Here is a 21,175-nt window from a genome sequence, read left to right on the forward strand (position 1 = left end):
TTTCTTTCTCTATCGAAACAAACCCGCTCAGTAGCGCGTGGCGACCGGGCCGCCCCAGCCGAAGCGATAGTTCACGCCGACCTTGACCGTATGCTCGTCGTCCCGGAACCGGGAGCCGACGATGTCGGCGGGACCACTGGTGAAGGTGGTGTTGCCGAAATTGTAATACTGGTATTCGACCTTGGCGGACCAGCTTGGCGCGAACATGTATTCCAGACCGGCGCCGACGGTATAGCCATCCCGGTGGCTTCCATCGGTCGTGAAGGCCACGGGTGCACCGCCCACACTAGCGCCGATATTGTTGTTATCGCGCCAGGCGTAACCGCCCTTGGCGTAGAGCAACGCCGGGCCCCAAGTGTAGCCGAGCCGGCCGGTGACCGAGCCAAGCTGGTCGTTGTTGGAGGTGACCAGCGTGCCACCCGGAAACAGCACGCCATTATTGTTGCTGCTGAGCCAGTCGTACTGGGCTTCGGCACCGATGACCCAGTTGGTTGCGAACTGGTAATCGACGCCACCCTGTACGCCGCCCATAAACCGGCCGCCGCTGCCCTCCAGGCTGTTATTGCCGGAGAACGCACCGCCAATGTTGCCGCCGATGTAGAATCCGGTCCAGTTATAGACAACTTCCGGCGCCGTGTAGGCCGGAGCCTTTGTGTAGGTGCGGGCCGGCAAATCGGCCGCCACGGCGGGAGCCGCGAAAGCGATGAAGGCGGCTGCGCCGAGCAATAGTCTTTTCATGATTGTACCCCGTTATTGTCGCTGTCGACCCTCATCAAACAACGTGGCCTCAATTTGGTTGCTTCGCGGCAGGCGCGAAGCGCCGGATGGTTCCTGACTGTGACAGCGCGGCAACAAAGCCCTTTTGTTCCCGGCTGACACTACTTTTTGGCGGTTCCGTGCGCTCCGCAGCTATGTGCTGCGTCGGCCGAAGATAGGCTCAGGTTCGGACCTCGCTGAAAAGTGATCGCAGTTCCACGAACCGTGAGCGGTCAAAAACCAAACAATTTGAAGAGATAACCGCCGTTGTTTAGTCCAGACCTTCATCGTCCTCATCTGCCCATGCGGTTCTGGGATTTTGCACGGGATGAGGCAACGGCCCCCGATGTTCAGCCACAATGCGCGGGTCGCTTCGATCGAACCACCGTTGGCAGAGTGGGCACCGGGTAAAGTTTTCGACATCGAACGTCCGGCCTTGATTTGTGCATGCTCGGCGAGTTGACATGTCAGCCTCTAAAGCTCGCGCCGCTGCGCCGATGTTCCGGGCTGTGAGCCACGGATCGCCGGCGAGGCGCTTGTCCCTCCAGCCACGCTTCGGTTTTGGCCAGATCCCTCAGCGCCCCCGCAAGCTGACGCGCGGCACGGCGCTCTGACCCCGGCGGCATTGCGCGCGCCTTGCGCAACATCTCCGCTGCGGCGCTGCGATAGGCAAAGGATCGACGGAGGAACAGCAGATTGCTCACGGCTCAACTCCCTTACTGGATGCGCACCATCATCGCCCGGCGTGGCTGAACAGCGCATGAAAGCCGCCTTCGGCTGATGTTCACCTGCCCGATGGGCTATCCTTGAACGGCAAGGGAACCGGGCGTCTCCCCCAAGCGTTTCCGTGGCTAATCCCCGGAGCAGCCAGTGCAAACGAAGAAAAAGCCATCAGGGTTGGTGACCCCGTCGGGGCTGCTGAAATTGGTAGTGCACGCGGCCATGGGCGTCGCGATGGGCCTGGCCTTCGCGCTGATCTTGATGGTCATGGACCCCTCGGGAATCGCAACCCTTGTCCAGCAAGAGGGAAATCAGGTCGCCGCGGTGGGTATCGGCACTCTCATGCTGACCTTCGGCATCGGTGCGGCCTTGACGAGGGCCGTCTTCATGATGACGGAGGATGACTGATCCCCGGAGCAGCAAAGCCAAGACTGGCTTGGGACTTTTGAAGCGTCAGAAACACGACCGCAGAATTGCGAGCATGACGTCAACGGTCCCGCCAAAAAATCTCGGCCAGCAGGTAAGCCGCCTGCCCCTCGAAGACGGACCTTCCCCCTCACGGGCCCGCGCGGAAGGTTTCTAAGTCATGCTGCCCGGCATGAAACATCGGATCGAGATCTGATTGTCAAACCGCATCGGCCAAACGATCGTGCGTCCTGCCCGGTTCGGTTCGGTGACCACGGCATCGTCGGGAACGTCGATCCAGTTGTTCTCGAGGCGAACCCGATAGTGGCCGTCTTTGGATTCCCAGTCGGGGTCGGCGACGCTTTCGCCGTCCGCCACCGAGCAGCAAAGTCCCTTGCCGCTCGCCAGATGATCGAACCACGGCTTAAGCGGCGAATCGGCGTAGCGGCCATCAAGGTCGCGAGCCGTCACGCCGCCAACGAGGCAAGCACCTGTCACACCAACCGCCAGACCAAACACGATGCGTTTCATTTGCCACGCTCCTGAATGTCAAAGCCCAGTCCCCGTTTGTGTTAAGCAATGTTCGTGCCGCTCCATACGAGCCGCTCTAAACGAATCGCAGCGCCATGATATTCTGCGCTGCAGATATCGGCGCGGCGCGGCGACCGGTTCGACACGCGTCATCGCGGCGCGCGTTCGAGCACGGTGAACCGTTGCCGAATCCGCCAGAGGCATTAAGCGCAATCAGGCATGTTGGTTCCTGACGTCGTCGCCGCCAAACATCCTCGCAAGTGCGATATGTTACACGGTCTCGTGAGTGAGGCGGCTAACGCCCGCTGACGTCAGAGACCATGTGCCGAGCTGAGCTCGCTCACGGCAACACGCCCGGCATTGGTCAGGCCGTCCAGCGTTTTGTCGCCACGCTCCGCGCATTCGAGGATTTTGCTGGCGATGTGGCGCCGAGCCCAGTGTTCCTCGGCTCCGGCCGGCAGGGCCTTGCAGGCCCGATCGAGGGCGACCTCCATATTGGCCAGAGTGCGGGAGTTGAAGCTTTCCGCGATCATGCGTCGTCTCCCTCTTGCCGCGGGGTCGCGGTGCCGGACTTCGCCCCGCCTTGCACAGCCGCTCAAGTTTTTTTCGCGGGTCTTCCGCGCTTGGCAAAAAATATGCCCTGCAAGTCAGCCGCATTTTGGAGAATACCGGCTTTTTTCATCGCCTCATTTCGCTCGGGACCGGGCGGCATCGTGCGCGCCGTTTCCAGAGCGGCCAACGCTTGGGCTTCCAGGTCGAGCCTGGGCCGCGGGTCTTTCGATTCGCGCGTCATGAAAGTCGAAAGCTACGCCCGTCGGCCCGAAGTTGTCTGTCCGGTGTTCGACTTTGGAACCAGAGCAAGGTTCCAACCGCTAGCGGGTCAGCTTTTCAAGCTCAGGAAAAGCTGTGTAGACCGCACCGGCGCAAGCCTCGGTTGCATTTTCGGCCACGCGGTCGAGCCGGCCATCGACGTAGAGAATGGCGCGCTCGCGCACCTCGCGATAACTGCCGTCGGATTCGCGCGGGGTAAAACGCAGGCAGCTGACGTAACGCAGCCGCCCGCCGACCGTGCGCTGTACCGGCTCGGCCATGGCGGCGTCGTGCACATCGACCGGATTGTTGAGATAGGTTCTCATGAACGCCAGCAATTCGGCGCGATAGTTGTTCGGATACGGCTGCTCGGCGACGCCGCGATCGTCGGTAAAAGTGATGCTTCTACCGTCATCACTCCCCGCGCAGGCCGCGAGCACGACCGGCAGCAGCAGGATCGCCGCACGCTTTGCTGATATCCCCAAGTGCAACCTTGTCACTCATCCGACGTCCGGCCTGTTCTAGACCGTCCGTGAATGAAAGGGAATCTGCATTTGAGGCTCATGGTTTCAGGCGCGTGCGAAGATCGCAACAACGCAGCACCAGCCCGCCACCATTGGGGAAGCAATGGCGCGGGCCGGGCCTGATATCCGCTGGGAGCGGCGGGGCAATGTGGATCAGCCGCGCCCGCGGATCAGTGTCAGCCGTGCTTGGCGGCGGGCTTAACGTGCTTGATCGCGACCTTCGAGAACCGGTGCGTCTTGAGCGCGCCCATCCGCTTGTGGAAGCCATGATGGCGGTAATGCCTGTGATGGTCGCCCATTTTGGCATTGGCGTTGAGCACGCTCGGCTTCCCCTGCACGGTTTTGACAGCCGGCGCGGGCGAGGTCTTGCCCGCATCGGCCGCAAACGCGGGCGCGGCGAGAACGGAAACAGCGAGCAAGGCTGCGGAAATTGTTTTCAACATAGTCGTCTCCTCATTCAACGGGGATCACGAGGTTGCCGGTCGGATGGCCGGTTTCGTCGATCATGGGACGACGTTAGCTGCCGCGCGCTGAACCCAGCGTGAAGCGCAGCGATGGACTTCGTTCATCTGGATGACACCTGTGTTATGTTCCACCCTGCAGTGCGGCGCCAAAATCCGTCAAATGAGGCGATTGGGCGCGGGAATGATCGAAAGCGGCCGGTGTTCAAATCACCATGCTTGGGTGTAGGATTGCCTCACTGGAAATCAGGAGAGACGCGTGACAAAATTTGCGATCAGGCTGCTGACTTTGGCGATGTTCTCGATGGCGCTAATCGCGGTGCCGCTGCTGACGGCAGCCCATGCCGCGGGCGGCGACAACCCATCGCCTCCGGCAACGGACTCCAGCAAGGCAAAGAAGAAGGGCGGCAAGAGATCCGGCATCGACGACCCCAAATTCATCGAGGGCTATCGCACCGCCTACGCCACGATCTACGACCGCAACGACTACACTTCCGCGATTGCGCAGTTGAAGGCGCTTGGCCATGACGACCGCGCCGATGTCGCCAACCTGATCGGCTACTCCTATCGCAAGCTCGGCGACTACAAGGTCTCGCAGATCTGGTACGAGCGCGCGCTGAAGGCCGATCCCAACCATGTGCGAACCTGGCAGTATTACGGACTGTGGCAGCTCGAACAGGGTAACCGCGATCAGGCGCAATACCATCTGGACCGGATCGGCCAGATCTGCGGCACCGGCTGCGCGGAATATCGGTCGCTTGCAGCGGCACTGGAAAAGCCGCCGGGCACCGGCCTCGTTTACTGACGTTCGCGAAGTCAGGCTTTCTGATCTTCACGAAGTCAGATTGATTGATCTTCACACCGGCAATAGGAGAAATGCATGAGCAAGAAATTTGCGATCAGGCTTTTGACGCTGGCAATGTTCGTGGCGGCGCTGGTCGCCGCACCCCTGGTGACCAGGGCTTACGCCTCGTCCGACACCGACGCACCGCCGCCCTCCTCGACGAAGTCCACCAAGGCAAAGAAGAAGACCAGTGAAGTCCGTCCCAGCATCGAGGATGCGGCATTCGCCAAGGGATATCACGCGGCTTATGCCACCATCTATGACCGCAACGACTATGCCACCGCGATCGGGCAACTGAAGGCGCTCGGTCACGACGACATCGCCGCGGTGGCCAATCTGATCGGCTACTCCTACCGCAAGCTCGGCGACTACAGGCTCTCGCAGATCTGGTACGAGCGCGCGCTGAAAGCCGACCCGAACCACGTCAAGACCTGGCAGTATTACGGGCTGTGGCAGGTCGAACAGGGCAACCGCGACCAGGCGCAATATCACCTGAGCCGGATCGCCGCCTTGGTCGGCACCGACAGCGAGGAATACCGCTCGCTGGCCGCGGCGCTTGAAAAGCCGCCCGGCACCGGGCTGGTTTACTGAGTTTTTGTATCAACCATCGGGCCGGCGCAAACTTTCAGGTTTGCGCCGGCTTTGCTTTGACGCGTCTTACTTCATCATCGCCTGCGCCTCAGCGCGGAAGGCCTGGCGCGAAGCGTCGCGCGAATAGAACATGTGTCCACCCGGATAGACCACGAGCTTCACGCGCTCGGGAGAAGCGTAGGCCGGCAGCTGGTCGAGCAGGATCTTCGAGCCGAAATACGGGGTGGCGAGATCGAACAGGCCGTGCCCCACCAGGAGCTTCAGTTTTGGATCGACCGCGAGAATCTGGCGCAGCTGGGAGATCGACTCGGGGGGATTGAGGCCGTGGCCGAAATCCCAGGCCCGCTCGACCGCGCCATTGAGCACCTGATAGGAACCGTCCGGCCGCCAGTTGAGCTTGCGGGTGGTGAGGTCGACCGCGGCGCTGGTCAGCGGTGCGATCAGGGGATCGAGGGACGGGTCGCCGAAATGCGAGGAGCTCGAGTCCGGATAGGGATCGAAGCCCGACACGGTCGCGTCGAATCGCCCCGTTACCTTGCCGTCGCGCCGGTCGAATTCCCGGCGGAACTCGCCGATGCCGAAACGCCCGGCCAGCCGGCGGCTCACGGCCTGATCGATCCCCGTCAAGGCAGCCACCCTGTCGGCAAGGCGCGTGGTAGCCTCGCTGTCCGCCTGTCCCTTGATCAGGTCGCCGAGGAAATCGCCCCGCGCATAGCGCTCGACGTCGGCCATGTCGGCGCGGGCGACGGCGCCTTTCGCCTCGCGCGCCACGGCCGCCATGGTGGGAAGGCTCACGACATATTGCAGGAGGCTCGAGCCGGAAAATTCGCGGAAGTCCAGCAGCGGCGAGATCAGGATGAGGCCCCTCACGCCGACGCCCTGCGGGACCTGCAGTTCGTGAACGATCTTCGGTCCGCGGATGCCGCCATAGCTCTCGCCGACGACAAATTTGGGCGACAGCAACCGGTCGGATTTTTCCAGCCAGCGGCGGATCGTCAGCGCGATCGAACTTACGTCGCCGTCGACCGAGTAGAACCGCTTGCGCACGTCCTCGCCGGTCGCGACGAAGCGGCTGTAGCCGGTGCCGACCGGATCGATGAAGACGAGGTCGGTAAAGTCCAGCCAGGTATCGGCGTTGGGCTCAAGGTCGGGCGACGCCGAGGAAACCGCCGCGTCTCCGCTGATGGAGAGCCGCCAGGGCCCGAGGTTGCCGAATTGCAGCCAGGCCGAGGACGCACCCGGGCCGCCGTTGAAAACGAAGGTCACGGGACGGGTCCGCGAATCCTGGCCATCCAATTGATAGGCGGTGTAGGCGATATCGGCCTGCGGCTCCCGCTTGTCGTTGAACAGCCGGATCGAACCCGCCGTGGCCGTGAAGGCGAGCGTGCGCCCGGGCAGCGCCAGCGTTTGTTTGGTTGTGGAATCCGGGGGCAGACCATGTTCCTCGGCGGCAGCCGGCGAACCCGGAATGCCAGCCCGCCCGCCCCCTGCTCCCGATTTTTGACCCGACGGCGTGGCCGCAGGCTGCTCCTGAGGCGGCCGCGGCGCATCCTGGGCGCGGACGACGGTCAGCACGCAGGACGCGAAAAGCGCAAGAACGATTGGCGCACGGCGCGATGCCCGGAACGGCAAGACCATTCGTTTTCTACTCCCTGCTTCCCGCGATCCACCCGGAGCCACCGCATACACCGCGCGAAACGACGTTTTCCGGATAGAGGCAGGTTTTCTTGCTCAAACTGCGACAGGCGGGCATTGTTCGCAAGCCCGCGCAGACATAGCGCGCGCGGCACTCATGCTGATTGCACGATCCGGTGACACCCTTTGGGGGCTAGCTTATCTCGACAAGCCCGGCCAAGGTCGTATAGACGACCTTGGCGCACCCGATCCATCAGCGCCAATGACGAGCCCGCGATCCCATGACCAGCCAACAGCGATATGACCGGATCGCCTTCGTCGCGAGCCCCGGCCCGGAGGCCCAGCAGGCGCTGGCGCAACTGGTGGAGCTCTACGGCAATCACGAGCCTGCGGACGCCGACGTCGTGGTAGCGCTCGGCGGCGACGGATTGATGCTGCAAACGTTGCACGCGCATATGCATTCGGGCAAGCCGATCTACGGCATGCATCGCGGCACCATTGGTTTTCTGATGAACGAGTACAGCCCGCGCGATCTGCATGCGCGTCTCGCCGCCGCGCGGGAATCCGTGATCCATCCGCTCCTGATGCGCGCCACCGACGTCCATGGCGTCGTGCACCTCTATCACGCCATCAATGAAGTCGCGCTGTTTCGCCAGACCCACCAGGCGGCGCGCCTGAGGATCCTGATCGACGAACGCGAGCGCATGGCCGAGCTGATCGCCGACGGCATCCTGGTGGCGACGCCGGCGGGATCGACCGCCTACAATCTCTCGGCGCAGGGGCCGATCATTCCGATCAACGCGGCGTTGCTGGCCTTGACCCCGATCAGCGCATTCCGTCCGCGGCGCTGGCGCGGCGCCCTTCTCCCCAATACCGCCTATGTGGTGATCGAGGTGCTCGAGGGCGAGAAACGCCCCGTGGCGGCGGTCGCCGATCACGACGAGGTGCGCGACGTCCGCCGCGTCGAGGTGCTTTCCGACAAGACCATCTCGATGCGGATGCTGTTCGACCCCGGCCACAGCCTGGAAGAACGCATTCTGAGCGAGCAATTCGGGTATTAGCGCCTTTCCGCCCCCGCCGTCGGGAAGCCTCGCAACCATTCGTTAACCGGCCCGCGATATGGTTAACGCCAGGTATACCGTTGAGCGGTACGCCCCCCAGGGCCGGGCCATGTTTCGCATCGATTTCAACAAGCTGCGATTTCTTGTGTGCGACGACAATCCGCACATGCGCCGGATTTTGCGGACGCTGCTGCATTCGTTCGGCGCCCGCGAGGTCTATGAATCCGAGGACGGCGCGACCGCGCTGGAAATGTACAGCCACTACGTCCCCGACATCGTCATTACCGACTGGTCGATGCCGATTTTCGATGGCCTCGAACTTGCGCAGATGATCCGGCAGCCCGAATCGAAGGGCAATCCCTACGCCCCCGTCATCATGCTGACCGGCCATTCCGAGAAGCGGCGCGTGACGGTGGCGCGCGACGCCGGCGTGACCGAGTTCCTCGCCAAGCCGATCTCGGCCAAGGCGCTCTATCAGCGCATTCTCAACGTGGTCGCCAATCCGCGCCCGTTCATCAAGACCAAGACCTATTTCGGCCCGGACCGCCGGCGCAATACCAATAACGCCTATATCGGCCCCGAGCGCCGTATCGGCGGCGAAGTGGAAATCCTGCAACAGCCGTCGCTGCTCGACAAGGCGCGGTCCACCGTCTAGCGCGCGATACGCGCAAGGGAAATGATGATGGCGAAAGAAAAGCCCGCAACGCTGCAGATCAAGACCTTCGCCGATCATCACGTGATCACGCAACCCAATCCGTTGCGCAAGATGTTGCGGCGCGTCGGCGAAAAGGATCTCGACGATCCCGTTGCGCGGGCGGAAAAGGCCTTGGCCGACCTGTCGGGCGAGTTCAAGGACTGGATGGTAATCGAAACCGACCGGCTCGCGGCGGCCCACGCCGCCATCCTCAAGGTCGGTTTTACCGACATCACGCGCCAGGAATTGTTTCGTGCCGCCCATGACATCAAGGGCGATGCCGCCACTTTCGGTTACCCTTCCGCCGGCGCCGCCGCCGACAGCCTGTGCCGGATCATCGAACACGCGCCCAAGCTCGACGAGGTACCGCCCGACCTGATCGCGCATCACATCAACGCCATTCAGGCCATCGTGCGCGGGCGCACCAAACTCGACACCATCAGCATGGCCAGCGAATTGAGCCGGCAGCTGCGCGGTGTCGCCGACGAATACCTCATGCACGCCAATCGCGATCGTCCCGAGCACCTCGAGGCGATCCTGGCGCCGAGCATCGCACCGGCGGATTGAACTCACCGCATTCTAGTTTCGTCGTCCCTGCGAACGCAGGGACCTATACGCCGCAGCTTATCAGCTGCGCGATGTCGTAGATGCTTTCTCAAACAATCAAGGCCGGTGGTTATGGGTCCCTTGGGTTCGCAGGGACGACACCGAATCACGCCGCGATCAGCTCGTGCAGGATCGGGGCCATGGTCTCCTCCACAATCAGTTCGTCGCAGAACATGCGGGCCTCCTCGCGAGCCGACTCGGTCGCAAAGCGCCGCAGCAGGATCAACAGCGGCTCGGCGGCCTGGCGGTCGTGTTCGCAATGCGTCAGCACGCGTTCGACCATCCGGCGCCGCAACCTTGCCGCGCCCCCGACGCTGTCGACATATCCGGTTTCATGGGTGACTTCGAGCGCTACCCTGAACGCCGCGAATGTCGATTCCGGCAATCCGGCGCGCTTCAGCAGCGCCTGCAGGCTGGCGCCGCCGCGGTCGTGGAGCAGCGCCGAGACCCGGGCCTGCGGCAGACCGGACAATTCCGACAGCGCGGAATCGAACAGTTCGAGATTGCCCGACAGCAATGCCCGCAGGATCAGTCCGGCGGTGAGTTGGCCGGTGGCGCGCAGATGCCGGACCAGGCCGCGCATGTCGTCGCCGCGCGAACGCGCCGCGATATTTACGGTGGAGCGATCGCGCGCCTCGCTCGCGATCCGCACCGCCCGGTCCGCACTCAGCCAGTTGCGGGCGACGACGAATTGCGCCAGCGTGTCCGACAGTTTGGCGACCAGCGCCACCCTCGTCGCCGCGGGCAGATCTTCCAACACCAGCATCGATTCCCGGATCGCTGCGAGATGGCCGTGACGCTCGACGATGCGGTCCCACGAAAACGGCGCCAGTTCGGCATAGGCGTTTTCGATCAGCTCCAGCGCCGCTGCGGGCGCGCCAACTTCGGCGATCGCGGCGCAAACCGAGGCCGGCAGATTGACTCGGCGGGCGACGGCGCATTGCATCTCGCAATTGCCTGTCGCGATGATGTCGACGAGGTCGGCATCGATCAGCAGCGGAGAATGTTCGAGCACCGGAAGCGCGACCGAGGCCTGGTCGAGCGACAGCGCCTGCACGATGGCGGCAGGCGCTTCCACGCTGCGCGCAAATACTTCGGCCATGGCCTGGCGTACCAGGGGCGATGCGTCATCGAGCAGCATCAGCAGTGCGCCTTCGGCGGCGGCGCGATCGTCTTCAGTGAGATCGGAAATCAGCCAGGCTCGCGCCAGCGATCGCGTTGCCTCTGCCCGCTCGCCTGCCGGAGCGGTGCGTATCCAACTGATGAACTGCCGAACGATCATTGCCCTGCCGGCTTACGCAACCCAGAACGACACCGTGACGCGGTGCCACTGCAAGACAAAATAAACCACGACGCTTAACAAAGCGTTCACCATAAACGGCTGGTTTTATTGACGTTTTGTTAAGAGAGAAAGGTCGCGTCCCCCGGCCCGCGCTGCGGTTCGCACAGCGCCGCCAACGGACGCGCCGCCTGTTAAGCCGGAGGTTGAAGGAGGAACGCGATTAGCCGGTCGGCGTCACGATCCTTTCCTGGATTTTTTCGGCGTTTTTGTCTTGGCCGGCCTCTTGGCTTCAGCCTTTCTTTTCTTGGCTGCAGACGTCTTCGTCGACTTCTTCTTTCTCGCCGCCGCGATCTTCGTAGGGGTCACCTTTTTCGAACCGCGTTTCGTGCGTTTCGGCGTGGAGCCATTGGCTGGCGGCACGTGCGCAGATGGCGCCGTCGCCGCTGCGGCAGCCGTCGCGGCCGGCTGATACGATCCCATCCAGAACGTAAGTTCGGCCAGTTCGTCGCCGGCGAGATGGCCGTTCTGCCAGTCGTCTGCGTCAACAAGGCCGTGCCAGACCTTCGGGTCCTGCCGATGTTCCTCAACATAGGCGTTCCAGCGATAGGACTGATAGATTGCGATGATGTTGGCAGCATAAGCGACGGCCAGCGGCCGGTTGCCCTGGATGATCATCAGGTTGTCGTCGTTCTTGCTCGACGCCTTGAACCCCAAATTATGCGATCCGGTCATGACCACGGGATTGTCGCCGAAAGGATCGAGCACGATGACCTTGCTGTGAATATGAACACCCTGCCCGAGGATTTCGGTCGCCCAGTCATGAAAGGTATCCTTGATGTTCTTGGGCACCATCGACTCGTAGCCGAGGTGCTGCGGCGGCTGCGTGCCGCCGTTGAACAGCGTGACGGGAGTGGCCGCCGACGGATCGAGAGCTGCATGGGCGGAAGGTTTGGCCGGCGTACCCCCGGTCGACTCCGTGGTGAGACCGGGGATCTCCTGATTCACCACACCGCGGAGATAGAGATCCCCATCGTAGTTGGGTGTGCCCTCGTGGTGCCGGAACAGGATATTTTGCAGCAGCGTCCATTTATTCGCCGGCTGATCGTCGGCGACGAACGCCCCCGGATTGAAGAACAGGAACAAGATGCCTTGCTTGGCGGCGTTGATGAGTTTGCGCGCAAAGTCGAGATCCTGCTCCTTGTCGGTCGGCGCAAACCATTGCGTGATCGTGCCGCCATCGACGTTGAAGACATTGGCGGTGGTCTCTCCGTTGGTCTTGGCCAGGCTGGGCGGATAGGCGTCTTTGGCGTTCTTCAGAAGATTCCATTCGTCGAGGAAATACTGCGCAAGTTTCGCGTCGTTGACGATGATGCCGTTATTGGCCTGCGTGCACAGCCCGGTCATCGTCCAGTTCGTGCTGCCTGAGAGCACGCGTTGAGGTTTGCCGGCAGAATCGCAACACACCAGGAATTTATTGTGCGCGAAGTGTCCCTGGGGAACGAGGCGGTTGTACAGATCCACGACGCCGCGCATTTCCGCGCGCACCGCCTTGTTCTCGTCGTTGTCGTTTTTCTTGCTGAAGGCGCCATTGGCCAGGATCAAGTGGCATTTCTTGCCTAACGCCTTGAGGGCTGCCTTGAGTTCCGGATCGTTAAGCTCGTACAACGCTGCATAAACCTGACCGTTGTTCGCCTTGACGTCGGCGAGCAGGTCCAGAATCTGCGGCCGCAGCAAACCGCTCAACTCATTCCTCAACGCGTTCTTCGGAGGCTGCGTCGCGGCGATCAAATCGGCCATCTTGGGCGGCGGGTTGCCAAGGCTGCTGAGCACGCGCGTTACCCACTGCGCGGCGACGATGCCCTTGTTGAAGTATGCCGAGATATTCGGCGACACCTGACCCGTGATCGTCATCGGCGGCGTCAGCGGGCTGGCCTGGTCGGTCGCAAGCTGAAGGTGGTCCTTGTCGCCGATCACCGGCACCACGGAATATTGCACGACCTGACCCGGCTTCACGCCATAGTCCCACCACATGAAGCGCTGAACGGGATGCTTCCAGGGCGCCGTGGGATCGAGCTTGTCGTCGTCGGCGAATCCGACGAAACCGTGCAAATAGACGTCGGGACTGCCTTGCACCACGCGGCGGATCGTAAAGCCGCGACATCCCTTGATCGGATTGAGATTGGCCGGCAGCCACACCAGCGCCGTATGATCACCGTTGTCATAAATTTTTACATCAATGGACATAGAATATCCTCCAGCGGATGAAACCACCCGTCAACCGAGGCTAGTACTCTACCTGAAATCGTACAAGCCCGCATCCACAGCTTGCGGCGACAAAGCTGCAGGATGGCGCGGCATCGACTGTCGTTGGCTAGCTGAATGTACCGTAGCGATCGCTGAAGAGATCGAGCCCATGCGGCGCCTGAACGTTGGGTGTCGCCGTCGCGGCTGAGCTCGCAACCGGACTTGCCGCAGGCGCGGCCGAGGTCGCTGGCGCGACCGAAGTCGCTGATGCGACCGAGGTCAGCGACGACGAGCTGCCCCACAATTCACGAACTGCAGGCGAGACCGGCTGGGCGCGATCGCCGGCCTGAAACAGCGAACGGAATACCGGATCGGTCGGCGGCGAAGTGTTGGCCGCCGTCGATGCGGATGCCATCGTGACCGGCGTGACCGAGCGGGCATCCGGAAAACTCGACAGGTAGGCTGCATTGGCGATCGGCGCAGTCGCCGCCGCGCTGGCGACCGACATGGTTGCCGGGATATCGCCGACCGACGCCATCGCGCTGCGCGTCGCCTGTGAATTGGCGGCACTGGCGTAGCGCGAGGTCAGCACCGAATGGACTTCCGAAACGCTGCGGGCGCGACCGGAGCGGTCGTAGAAAATCGAATGGTTCGCCGCGGCGGCGTTCGGAAACAGCCGCGCGCCGGAAGCCTGCGGATTATCCTCGGCGTTCGAGATCAGCTTGGCGGCGCCCCCAACGCCCATGAAATGCGCCATATAGAGTTCGGCGTCGGTCGGGCGGCGGCCGATCTGGCCGGTGAGCTTGAAACTGTTGGACTGGGTCAGAACGCCCGCCATCGCAGAGCTGGCGGCCGGATCGTCGCGCAGCTTCAGGATCGCACTTCGGGCGCCGGGATCGCTGACCGAATAGGTGCCCGACGAGGATTTGGTGATGGCGTCGGCGTACTTGCCATAGCCGAGCTGCGGACCCGCTTCCTTCACGGTGCCGAGCCAGGTCTGGTCGATGAATTGAAAAAGCCCGTGCGCCGACGAGGTCGGGGCGCCCGCCGTCGGATTGAAATCGGATTCCATCTTCGCGGTGGCGAGCAGGTATTCGAAGCTGGAGCCGGTGGCGTTGGCGGCCTGCTTGATTGCCCCGGCTATCCGCGCGCGCGACGGGTCGACACCTGCCGTCGCCGTGGCGTTTGACGTGTCGACCGACATGTTTGGTCCTCGCTCCCCGCGAAATGACCCCCGGGCCTGTTCGAGAGCTCCCACTAACGCTCAAGCCGCGGTCACACTGCGGTGATTATGGTTAATGCCGGGTTAAATTTCATCCTCCGTCATTCCGGGATGGTCCGGAGGACCAGAGCCGGAATCTCGAGATTCCCGAATGTGCAATTGCACATCTGTGGTTCGCCTGCGGCGCCCCGGAATGACGGCACGCGAAATCATTTCCGATAGACCGCCTTGGGATCGAACAGCCGGTCCGCATCGACGAACGACAACTGCGCCCCGCCCTCGCCGGCATCGACCTTGCGGTAGAAGCAGGAGCGGCGGCCGGTGTGGCAGGCGGCGCCCGTCTGCTCGACCCGGATCCAGACCGCGTCCTGGTCGCAGTCGAGCCGCATCTCGACCACGCGCTGGACCTGGCCGGAGGTTTCGCCCTTGCGCCAGAGCGCGTTGCGGGAGCGGCTGAAGTACCAGGCCTCTCCGCTGGCGATGGTCTTGCGGAGGGCCTCGTCGTTCATATGCGCGACCATCAGCACGTCGCCGGTGCCGGCGTCGGTCGCCACGCAGGTCACGAGGCCGGACGCGTCGAATTTGGGCTGAAACGCCAGCCCTTCCTCAAAGTCGTTGATAGCTGCGGATGTCGACACGGGCAGTCCTCGCAGATTCTCGGCGAGGGTTAGCGCTGCGGCCCTCGCACCATGGACAGGAAACGCGCCTGCTCCGCAGGATTGTCGCGGAACATGCCGGTATAGCGGCTGGTGAACGTCATCGCGCCATGCTTGGCGACGCCGCGGACCGACATGCAGGTATGCTCCGCCTCGATCATCACCGCAACGCCGCGGGGCTTGAGAATTTCGTCGATCGCGGCCGCGATCTGGGCGGTCAGATGCTCCTGGGTCTGCAGGCGGCGCGCAAAGATATCGGTGAGGCGCGCCAGCTTCGACAGACCCACCACCCGCTCGACCGGCGTATAGGCGATATGCGCCTTGCCATAGAACGGCATCATGTGATGCTCGCACTGCGAGGTGAATTCGATATCGCGGATCAGCACGAAGTCGTCGTAGCCCGCGGTCTCGCCGAAAGTGCGGTTGAGCACCTCGGCCGGGCATTGATGATAGCCCTGATAGAGTTCGTCATAGGCTTCGACCACCCGGCGCGGCGTATCCAGCAGGCCCTCGCGGCCGGGGTTTTCGCCGATATAGCCAAGCAGGGTCTGCACCGCCTCCTCGGCTTCCGCACGCGACGGACGCGGCTGGTCGGCACGTACGGCCGCGGCCAGAAATTCGGAAGGATCCAGCTCGGCTGGACGGGGATCCGGAATTTTCGTCTCCGGAATCTTGCCGTCGGCAGACTTTACGTCTGAGGGCTTGACGTCGGAAGGCTTGACGTCGGAAGGCTTGCCTGGGCGGAGGGATTTGATCAAAGCGTCCATGTCAACTCCGTTCGACCGGTCTCACGGGAGACCGGAGTGTCACCGGCAGACGGGGCGGCTTGCCGCCGGACGCCTGAGTCCCACCATTCTTAACATCCCTGCGACTGAATTGGTTTTTCATTTCAGGCCGCTTGGGGCAAACGGACGGACTGTATTTCCGCCATTTCCACCCATATATAGGACCATGGACCGCGGTCGCCAAGGGCGTTCGCGCCGGCAAGCCCGAGACCCCTATCTTATGCTGAACGACATTTACAACAAACGGATCATCGAATTGGCCGGCAATATACCCAGGCTCGGAAGACTGGCCGCACCAGACGCCAGCGCCACGGCGCATTCCAAGCTGTGCGGCTCGACCGTCAAGATCGACCTCACAATGGACGGACCTGTGGTCACCGACTTTGCCCATGACGTAAAGGCCTGTGCGCTGGGCCAGGCTTCGTCCTCGATCATGGCGAGGCACGTCGTCGGCTCGACCGCGAGCGAACTGCGCGACTTGCGCGAGACCGTCCGCAGGATGCTGAAGGAAAACGGCAGCCCTCCACAAGGCAAGTGGGCCGACATCGCGCTGCTCGAGCCGGTGCGCGATTACAAGGCGCGGCATGCCTCGACCATGCTGACCTTCGATGCTGTCGTCGACGCGATCGGCCAGATCGAAGCGAAGGCCAAAGAGGCGGCCCCGGCGCAGGGGTGAGATTGCGTCATTCCGGGGCGATGCGAAGCATCGAACCCGGAATCTCGAGATTCCCCGATGTGCAATGGCACATCTGAGGTCTGGTGCTAACGCACCATCCCGGAATGACAGGTTCATCCTTCGGATTTACCGCAGCTACTTGGCCGGTGCCGTCACGGCCACGCCGCCAGTCGGAACCATCGCTTCGGCGGTCTTGGTGGATTTCGCAGCTTGCGGATTTGTCCCGGTCTCCGCCGCGGTGCTGACGAAGCGATCCTGCACGGGTTTGGCGGTCAGTTCGGCCACCGGGGCGTTGGCGCTGCCGGTCTGCGGCAGCACGTCGGCAACCGCATCGGTGGTCACCAGATTGGTCAGCCGCAACTCCGGCGCCGACAGTTCGTGCAGATCTTCCCACGGCGGCACGTTCAGCGACAGCGACAACAGATCGCCCGCGCCGCCCATGTCGAAGGTGTATTTGGCGAGGCGCCCGATGTCGCGCTCCACAATCATCATGTCCTGCGCGGTGTAACTGGCGGCCTTGGCGTCGTCGGCGCGGTCGCCCATCCAGATCTGATGCACCCGGACATGCGCGGCCGCAGGCACGTAACGCGTCTTGCCGGACAGCAGCAGGAACACGCACATCGACTCGCAATAGGCTTCCGGCACCACGCTGGCACGCTCGCCCTGCGCAGTGTGGGTCTGGACGCTGATGCCGACGGTGGTCAGCGCACCGAGGTTGCGCCAGCGCCGTCCCAGCGCGATGGAGTCGTTGACCGAACCGCCGCTGGAATCCAGCACGATGGTGGCGCCGCCGAGCTGGCGTCCCCGCGCGAAATCATCGAAATCTTTTGGACTATCCGCGGTCACGATGCCGACCGCGCTGACCCAGCCCCGGCAATTCGGCCCGCACGCGACCCAGTCGAACCGCATCGGCAATTTGCGTTCTTCGAGGGTGACGCTGGCATGTGCCGAACCGGCAGGCGCAGCGGGGATACCGGGCAATGCAATGCAAATGGCGGTGGCGCCGAGCAGCCCCCAACCGCGATAACCGAGCGACTTCACAAACCTCAATTTGGTTCCCCCGCAAGCCCCGAAGAGCAATGGCAATGGCCCCAGTTCAACGCCCGATGATTCCGCATACAGGCGTTATGAAAAAGGTAACCGTGAGAATCCTTGCCGTCCATTAAACTTTGCTGCACTGCTCTTCAGAAATGTTATATTTTTAAAAATGTGGCACAAATATCTGCGCCCGCCGGTTCCATGCTCGGGAACCGCGCAAACCGCGCACATGATTGCGGCATGCCGCCCATGAAGCATTCATCGCCCCATTCCTCATTATGCCCCGACTGCGGTGGCGTGGTGCAGCGCCTGCCGCGCAACGCCGGGCGCGCCATGATCTGGATTTACCGGCACACCCTGTCGCCGCTGGTCGGTTACAACTGCCGCCATTTGCCAACCTGCTCGGTCTATGGCGACGAGGCGATCGAGCGTTTCGGGCTGTGGGGCGGAGGCTGGATGACGCTGGCGCGGCTGTTACGCTGCCAGCCATGGGGCACGTCGGGAATCGACAACGTGCCGCTGACAAGGCCGCCTGGCGCGCGCTGGTATTTGCCGTGGCGGTTCGGGCGATGGCGCGGCGTCAACGCGCCCTGAATAGTTTGGTGCACTGCTTTCAAGCCAAAGACGCATCTCTGCCGTGCGGGGAACCGCGACCTCACAGCCGAATTGATTTGATGCTTCCGCAGGCAGGACACAAACAATGCGCTGGAAAATCAGCCACCACGGTCACGATCCCCGACAGATCGACCTTCTCGCCGTACTCGCGCTTCTCATTATTATCGTCGCGGCTTACCGGTATTTCACCCACAGCCCTGAGGCCGCGCGCGCGACGGCCTTCATCGTGCCGAGCCAAAGCGTGCGGTGGTAAATCAAAGCGCGGCCGAACGGCGCGCTTTGGACGTCAGGGCACGCATCGATGACGCCAGAACATGATCTTTTCGGAAAACCGGCTTCCACTTTTCCGGATCATGCTCTAGCGCCACGGCCATGCTGAGAACCATGGGAAACCTCTCGGCTGAACAACGTCCGGCTGACGTGGCCGCCGCGGGCGCGGTTGCGTCTGTCGCGGCGGTTCGGCCGACGACGTCGCGTCAACGCGCCCGGAATCGCCTGAGGGCAACTTGACGGACAGCAGCAGGTTCGATTCAAACGAACGCCAGCGGTAGCCAATGCCGAAATCCATCGGCTGGCTGCGCTTGAACAGCTCGGCATATTGTTCCTGATATTTCCCGGGAAACTCGGCAATCGGACCGGCGTAGCGGCCGAACGGAAAAAATTGCCATTGCTTCGGATCGTAGTCCGCGAGCGGAATCCCTGAATCGTCCTGGATGATGGTGGCGCTGTTGGCGAGAAGAAAATTGCGCACAGTGGAAAAACTGCCGGAATGCATCAGATAGGAGGCGCTCTTGATCAGGCTGTTGCCGGGCGCGAGCGTCGCGCAAAACTTCAGGAAGCCCGAACTTCTGACGCCGCCATTGGAAAGATCGGTGGAAAAAAAATACAGCGTCTTTTCCTCGCCATCGCTGCCCGCAAACACGATCCGGACGCCGCGCGTGGCGTTCCTGCCGGGATTCTCGTTGGCGAAATAGGCCGCGCCCTTGGCGTCGAGCGCGATCAAGCTGACGTCGCGGATGGTCTTTCCGGAGCGCGCCAGGAACACATAGAGGATCGGCAAGGTGCCGCTCAGCTGTCCGGCGTGCAGATCGGTTTTCATATGCTTGGTGATGAAGAAGCTGAAACTCAGGACCGAGCTCAGCGAACGCTCGACATCGTAAAGCGCGGGCCCGATACCGCCGTACGGCAATCTCGTGAGATCCGGCACCGACCCGACCGGTTCGAGCGCGCTCAGCACGTAGGTCGTCGCCTTCGCGTAAAACGCGTCGGCGTAGAGAAAGTCCGGACCGCTGAACATGTAGAACATCGTCGGCCGCGGCGCGGCCAGATTGGTGGCCGCCCAGGCCCGGATTTTCGAAAGCTGGCGCTGCTCGAGCTGCCCGAACGCGTTATCGAAGAATTTTGCGTGCCGCTGCCATGCCGGATCCTTGGTCAGCGGCGTCAGCGGCGATTCGGCCGAGGGCGGCATCCCCGCAAGGAAACGCGCGGTGTCGTCTGCGGTCACAATGTCGGCGGCGCGGGCCGGTCCGGCAACCGCGAGGAACATGGTTACGGCGACAGCCGCAATTTTCGCGCGTTGGAGCATCACTAGTCGCGGTCCGGAGATGCGGTCGCGGGACCTCGATCGGTCCGCTTGCGAAAAAAGGCATAAATCAAAAGGCCCGAAACCATGATCAATATACCGAAAAACGACTGCAACGGCCGCTCCGTCAAAAGATAGTACATCATGAATGCGGTCACGAGCAGGAAAACCAGCGGGGTTATCGGGTATCCCCAGGCGCGATAGGGCCGCGGCAGGTCGGGATGGGTGACGCGCAGCTTGATGACGCCGAGTACGGTGAAGAACGAGCAGAACAGCAGCGCGGACTGGATGAAATCGAGCACGGCCTCGAAACTGCGGGTGAACAGCATCAGGCTGGCGACCGCGAGCTGGAAAAGGATGGCGTAGGCCGGCGCGCCCCGGCTCGATTTACCAGCAAACAGCCGCAAGGCCGGGATGTCCTCGCCCATGGTCATCATCACGCGGGGCCCGATCCACATCATCGCGCTGATGGACGATATCAGTCCGACACAGATCATGGTGCCGACGATGCGGCCGCCGATGTCGCCGAAGATGTGGCTGCCGGCGATGCGCGCGACATCGAGCTGCCCGGAGAGCTTGTCGATCGGTGTGGTGTATAGGAACACCGCGTTGAGCGCGACATACAGCACAAGCACGATCAGCGTCCCCGCCAGCAGCGCGCGCGGCAGGTTTTGCTGCGGCGTGCGCATCTCGCCGATGATGTAGGTGGCCGCGTTCCACCCGGAGAATGAATACATCACGAAGACGAGCCCGATCGCGAATGGCGCGCTGGTGACATGGGTGAAGTCGGCCGCATCGGGCGCGAAGGAAATCGGTTGCGGCGTGCCGACGACAAATCCGGCAATCAGGAACGCGACGATCAGCACGACCTTCAAGACGGTCGAGACCAATTGAAAGGTGCTGGAGTGCCTGACGCCGCTGAGCTGTACGATCGACACCAGCCAAACGACGCCTATGGCCAGCGCCAGCGGCGGGGCACCGGGGAAAACCGATTTGCCGTATTCCCCGAACGCCATCGCGGCCAATGCCACCGGTGCCGCAAAGCCAACCGTCGCCGACACCCAGCCCGCCAGAAATCCGAAGGCCGGATGAAAGGCGCGGGTCAGGAAGTTATATTCACCGCTGGAGCGCGGAAACATCGCGCCGAGTTCGCTGTAGGAAAAGACGCCGCACAGCGCGACGATCCCTCCCACGGTCCACAGCAACAGAATCGAAAACCCCGACGGGATGTCCTTGACCTGAAAGCCAAGGCTGGTGAAGACGCCGACGCCGATCATGTCGGCCACGACGATGGCGGTGGCCACGATGACTGAAACAGTCGACCCGCCACCCGGGAGCCGGCCGGCCCACGCCGCGCTTTCCGTTCCTGATGCCGCCATAGAGTCCCCTTCGGCGTCACGCCCGTCATTTTTCATCGTGCAGGCTGACCCCGTTCAA

General features: G+C 62.5%; 24 protein-coding genes. 9 read left to right on the forward strand and 15 right to left on the reverse strand.

What is annotated here, in order from left to right:
* Nucleotides 1-27: 27 nt before the first annotated feature.
* Nucleotides 28-738 (reverse strand): outer membrane protein, encoded by a 711-nt coding sequence (locus B5527_RS25375; RefSeq protein ID WP_079603976.1) that lies wholly within the window; start codon nucleotides 736-738, stop codon nucleotides 28-30.
* Nucleotides 739-1,626: 888 nt separating this feature from the next.
* Between B5527_RS25375 and B5527_RS25385 the strand changes: the two genes are divergently transcribed.
* Nucleotides 1,627-1,884 carry a hypothetical protein gene (locus B5527_RS25385; RefSeq protein ID WP_079603977.1) on the forward strand — a complete coding sequence of 86 codons (258 nt, stop codon included), beginning with the start codon at nucleotides 1,627-1,629 and terminating at the stop codon, nucleotides 1,882-1,884.
* Between the two features lie 171 nt (nucleotides 1,885-2,055).
* Here B5527_RS25385 and B5527_RS25390 read toward each other — a convergent pair whose 3' ends face one another.
* The 5 genes from B5527_RS25390 to B5527_RS25410 form a co-directional block, all read right to left on the reverse strand.
* Nucleotides 2,056-2,412: a hypothetical protein gene (locus B5527_RS25390; RefSeq protein WP_245332247.1), complete on the reverse strand. Its 357-nt coding sequence runs from the start codon at nucleotides 2,410-2,412 to the stop codon at nucleotides 2,056-2,058.
* Between the two features lie 311 nt (nucleotides 2,413-2,723).
* Nucleotides 2,724-2,945, reverse strand: coding sequence for a hypothetical protein (locus tag B5527_RS25395; RefSeq protein WP_079603978.1), 222 nt, complete (start codon nucleotides 2,943-2,945; stop codon nucleotides 2,724-2,726).
* A 62-nt stretch (nucleotides 2,946-3,007) separates the two neighbouring features.
* Complete coding sequence (locus B5527_RS25400; RefSeq protein ID WP_079603979.1) at nucleotides 3,008-3,205, reverse strand: hypothetical protein; 198 nt, start codon at nucleotides 3,203-3,205, stop codon at nucleotides 3,008-3,010.
* Between the two features lie 79 nt (nucleotides 3,206-3,284).
* Nucleotides 3,285-3,722: a hypothetical protein gene (locus B5527_RS25405; protein WP_425305023.1), complete on the reverse strand. Its 438-nt coding sequence runs from the start codon at nucleotides 3,720-3,722 to the stop codon at nucleotides 3,285-3,287.
* Nucleotides 3,723-3,922: 200 nt separating this feature from the next.
* On the reverse strand, nucleotides 3,923-4,189 hold the full coding sequence (locus B5527_RS25410) for a His-rich protein BRANT (RefSeq protein WP_079603981.1): 267 nt from the start codon (nucleotides 4,187-4,189) through the stop codon (nucleotides 3,923-3,925).
* 277 nt (nucleotides 4,190-4,466) lie between these two features.
* Between B5527_RS25410 and B5527_RS25415 the strand changes: the two genes are divergently transcribed.
* Both B5527_RS25415 and B5527_RS25420 read left to right on the forward strand, forming a co-directional pair.
* Nucleotides 4,467-5,012 (forward strand): tetratricopeptide repeat protein, encoded by a 546-nt coding sequence (locus B5527_RS25415; protein WP_079603982.1) that lies wholly within the window; start codon nucleotides 4,467-4,469, stop codon nucleotides 5,010-5,012.
* A 75-nt stretch (nucleotides 5,013-5,087) separates the two neighbouring features.
* The gene (locus B5527_RS25420) at nucleotides 5,088-5,642 is read left to right on the forward strand and encodes a tetratricopeptide repeat protein (protein WP_079603983.1); all 555 of its coding nucleotides are present in this window, start codon (nucleotides 5,088-5,090) and stop codon (nucleotides 5,640-5,642) included.
* Between the two features lie 66 nt (nucleotides 5,643-5,708).
* Here B5527_RS25420 and B5527_RS25425 read toward each other — a convergent pair whose 3' ends face one another.
* The gene (locus tag B5527_RS25425) at nucleotides 5,709-7,280 is read right to left on the reverse strand and encodes a S10 family peptidase (RefSeq protein WP_079603984.1); all 1,572 of its coding nucleotides are present in this window, start codon (nucleotides 7,278-7,280) and stop codon (nucleotides 5,709-5,711) included.
* 278 nt (nucleotides 7,281-7,558) lie between these two features.
* On the opposite strand from B5527_RS25425, the gene B5527_RS25430 reads away from it, so the two are divergent.
* The 3 genes from B5527_RS25430 to B5527_RS25440 all read left to right on the forward strand — a co-directional run bounded on the left by B5527_RS25430 (nucleotide 7,559) and on the right by B5527_RS25440 (nucleotide 9,599).
* Nucleotides 7,559-8,338, forward strand: a complete 780-nt coding sequence (locus tag B5527_RS25430; protein WP_079603985.1) for an NAD kinase — start codon at nucleotides 7,559-7,561, stop codon at nucleotides 8,336-8,338.
* 109 nt (nucleotides 8,339-8,447) lie between these two features.
* The gene (locus B5527_RS25435; protein ID WP_079603986.1) at nucleotides 8,448-8,993 is read left to right on the forward strand and encodes a response regulator; all 546 of its coding nucleotides are present in this window, start codon (nucleotides 8,448-8,450) and stop codon (nucleotides 8,991-8,993) included.
* A gap of 27 nt (nucleotides 8,994-9,020) precedes the next feature.
* Nucleotides 9,021-9,599, forward strand: a complete 579-nt coding sequence (locus B5527_RS25440) for an Hpt domain-containing protein (RefSeq protein ID WP_079607489.1) — start codon at nucleotides 9,021-9,023, stop codon at nucleotides 9,597-9,599.
* A gap of 145 nt (nucleotides 9,600-9,744) precedes the next feature.
* On the opposite strand, the gene B5527_RS25445 is transcribed toward B5527_RS25440, so the two are convergent.
* The 5 genes from B5527_RS25445 to folE all read right to left on the reverse strand — a co-directional run bounded on the left by B5527_RS25445 (nucleotide 9,745) and on the right by folE (nucleotide 15,809).
* Nucleotides 9,745-10,920 carry a DUF2336 domain-containing protein gene (locus tag B5527_RS25445; RefSeq protein WP_079603987.1) on the reverse strand — a complete coding sequence of 392 codons (1,176 nt, stop codon included), beginning with the start codon at nucleotides 10,918-10,920 and terminating at the stop codon, nucleotides 9,745-9,747.
* Between the two features lie 234 nt (nucleotides 10,921-11,154).
* On the reverse strand, nucleotides 11,155-13,164 hold the full coding sequence (locus B5527_RS25450) for a phospholipase D-like domain-containing protein (RefSeq protein WP_079603988.1): 2,010 nt from the start codon (nucleotides 13,162-13,164) through the stop codon (nucleotides 11,155-11,157).
* A gap of 127 nt (nucleotides 13,165-13,291) precedes the next feature.
* A complete protein-coding gene (locus B5527_RS25455; protein ID WP_079603989.1) occupies nucleotides 13,292-14,368 on the reverse strand; it encodes a transglycosylase SLT domain-containing protein in 1,077 nt (358 codons plus the stop codon).
* 227 nt (nucleotides 14,369-14,595) lie between these two features.
* A complete protein-coding gene (gene hisI, locus B5527_RS25460; RefSeq protein ID WP_425305024.1) occupies nucleotides 14,596-15,024 on the reverse strand; it encodes a phosphoribosyl-AMP cyclohydrolase in 429 nt (142 codons plus the stop codon).
* Between the two features lie 29 nt (nucleotides 15,025-15,053).
* Nucleotides 15,054-15,809: a GTP cyclohydrolase I FolE gene (folE, locus tag B5527_RS25465; protein WP_079603990.1), complete on the reverse strand. Its 756-nt coding sequence runs from the start codon at nucleotides 15,807-15,809 to the stop codon at nucleotides 15,054-15,056.
* 238 nt (nucleotides 15,810-16,047) lie between these two features.
* On the opposite strand from folE, the gene B5527_RS25470 reads away from it, so the two are divergent.
* Nucleotides 16,048-16,503, forward strand: a complete 456-nt coding sequence (locus B5527_RS25470; protein WP_079603991.1) for an iron-sulfur cluster assembly scaffold protein — start codon at nucleotides 16,048-16,050, stop codon at nucleotides 16,501-16,503.
* A 135-nt stretch (nucleotides 16,504-16,638) separates the two neighbouring features.
* Here B5527_RS25470 and B5527_RS25475 read toward each other — a convergent pair whose 3' ends face one another.
* On the reverse strand, nucleotides 16,639-17,553 hold the full coding sequence (locus B5527_RS25475) for a hypothetical protein (RefSeq protein WP_079603992.1): 915 nt from the start codon (nucleotides 17,551-17,553) through the stop codon (nucleotides 16,639-16,641).
* Between the two features lie 228 nt (nucleotides 17,554-17,781).
* Here B5527_RS25475 and yidD point away from each other — a divergent pair, with 228 nt between their 5' ends.
* Nucleotides 17,782-18,135 carry a membrane protein insertion efficiency factor YidD gene (yidD, locus tag B5527_RS25480; RefSeq protein ID WP_079603993.1) on the forward strand — a complete coding sequence of 118 codons (354 nt, stop codon included), beginning with the start codon at nucleotides 17,782-17,784 and terminating at the stop codon, nucleotides 18,133-18,135.
* 106 nt (nucleotides 18,136-18,241) lie between these two features.
* Nucleotides 18,242-18,409, forward strand: a complete 168-nt coding sequence (locus tag B5527_RS45480; RefSeq protein WP_172842663.1) for a hypothetical protein — start codon at nucleotides 18,242-18,244, stop codon at nucleotides 18,407-18,409.
* Nucleotides 18,410-18,514: 105 nt separating this feature from the next.
* Here the strand turns inward: B5527_RS45480 and B5527_RS25485 are convergent, their stop codons facing one another.
* Both B5527_RS25485 and B5527_RS25490 read right to left on the reverse strand, forming a co-directional pair.
* Nucleotides 18,515-19,741, reverse strand: a complete 1,227-nt coding sequence (locus tag B5527_RS25485) for a hypothetical protein (protein WP_079603994.1) — start codon at nucleotides 19,739-19,741, stop codon at nucleotides 18,515-18,517.
* A gap of 2 nt (nucleotides 19,742-19,743) precedes the next feature.
* Nucleotides 19,744-21,117 (reverse strand): APC family permease, encoded by a 1,374-nt coding sequence (locus B5527_RS25490; protein ID WP_079603995.1) that lies wholly within the window; start codon nucleotides 21,115-21,117, stop codon nucleotides 19,744-19,746.
* Between the last annotated feature and the right edge of the window lie 58 nt (nucleotides 21,118-21,175).

Origin of the sequence: Bradyrhizobium erythrophlei (assembly GCF_900129425.1) — a bacterium.
Lineage (GTDB): Bacteria > Pseudomonadota > Alphaproteobacteria > Rhizobiales > Xanthobacteraceae > Bradyrhizobium > Bradyrhizobium erythrophlei_C.